This is a genomic window from Colwellia sp. 6M3 (assembly GCF_014077595.1).
GTDB lineage: Bacteria > Pseudomonadota > Gammaproteobacteria > Enterobacterales > Alteromonadaceae > Cognaticolwellia.
On record NZ_JACGWF010000182.1, the window covers coordinates 1 to 1,716 of the forward strand.

The window sequence follows — 1,716 nt, forward strand, 5'->3', positions numbered from 1 at the left end:
ATTTATAAGCATTACAAAACCTAATTATAAACAACTAGAGAACAAATTATGGATGATCAAGCCGGTAACACCGCCAGTGCAGCGACTCGCGATTTAAGCTTCTTAGAGCGATTTTTTAAATTAAACTCGCACAATACCAACGTAAAAACAGAGCTAATGGCAGGGTTAACCACCTTTGTAACTATGTCATACATCATGTTTTTAAATCCTATTATTATGTCGAAAACCGGTATGCCGTTCGATGGCTTATTTTTGGCGACATGTTTAGGAGCTGCCATTGCCACCATTATGATGGGGCTATATGCAAACTGGCCAGTAGGGCTTGCGCCAGGTATGGGTTTAAACGCATTTTTCACTTTTTCTGTTGTTGGCGCTATGGGGTACAGTTGGGAAATTGCCTTAGGTGCAGTATTTCTTTCTGGTGTTATTTTCGTGCTAATGAGTGTTACAAGGCTTCGAGAATGGATGTTAGACAGTATTCCCCTTAGTTTACGGCTTGCAATGACAGCAGGGGTAGGTTTGTTTTTGGGTTTTATAGGCTTACGTTTTACCGGTATAGTTGTTGCCAACCCTGATAATATAGTTGCTCTGGCTGATTTAACACATTTTGGCTTTGGAGAGTTTGGCCCTGAAGCTCCAGCACTAGGTTTTTTAAGCTTTTTACTGATAACAGTATTGAGTTATCGCAATGTATTTGGTGCGGTAATTATTGGTATCGCCATAACAACCCTGATAGCTTTTATTATGACATGGGTACTCCCAACAGAATTTTTTGTCGTGGCAGAAGCCGCCAAATCATTCGCACCAGCATCGGGTTTTGTTAGTTATAACGGCATGTTAGCGATACCTGACTTTTCAGCACTTAAACCTATACTTTGGAAAGCCGACATAGCAGGTGCTTTTCAAGTCGCTTTGATCCCCGTTATTGTTACTTTCTTATTTGTGAATATTTTTGATACCGCTGGCACATTAATGGGCGTTGCAGAACGTGCTAAATTACAAGATAAAAACGGTAAAATTATTGGCTTAAGTAAATCATTAAAAGCCGACTCTATTTCTTCAGTAATTGGTACCGCTTTTGGTTGTCCACCCGTTACCTCATATGTTGAGTCTGCTGCTGGTGTTGCTGTTGGCGGTAGAACAGGCTTAACAGCCGTAACCATTGGGTTACTATTTGCTGCAGGTATGTTCTTTTTACCACTAGCACAAATGCTACCTGGCTTTGCGGTTGATGGCGCACTAATTTATGTTGCCATGTTAATGATGAGCTCATTAAGAGGCCTAGATTGGGATGATTTAACCGAATATGCACCCGCCGTTAGCACAACCGTTATGATGGCTTTTACTTTCTCAATTGCCAACGGTATTGCATTTGGTTTTATAACTTATACCGTTCTTAAATTAGGTGCAGGAAAGCATAAAGATATTTCAAATGGTGTTTGGGCGTTAACCGCACTGTTCGTAGCGAAATTTATCTTTTTAACATAACGGCTATTTAATATTGCTTAAAGGTCAGTATGATTTATTAGTGCTTTTAGCCTATCGTTTTTAATTTTAATGATAATTTTAAATTAAAAATAAAGCACTGTATTTTTATACAGCCACACCGTAAATCCCGCTTTATTGTAGAAAGGCAGATTAAATCTGCCTTTCTACATCGCTTTATTCAGTAACTAATAACAACATATTGAATGATAAATATTAATTATGTATATT

At 38.5% G+C, this 1,716-nt stretch carries 1 protein-coding gene; it reads left to right on the top strand.

Annotated elements, in window-relative coordinates:
* Positions 1-48: 48 nt before the first annotated feature.
* Complete coding sequence (locus H4J50_RS18855; protein ID WP_182257688.1) at positions 49-1,488, top strand: NCS2 family permease; 1,440 nt, start codon at positions 49-51, stop codon at positions 1,486-1,488.
* Positions 1,489-1,716 lie beyond the last annotated feature (228 nt).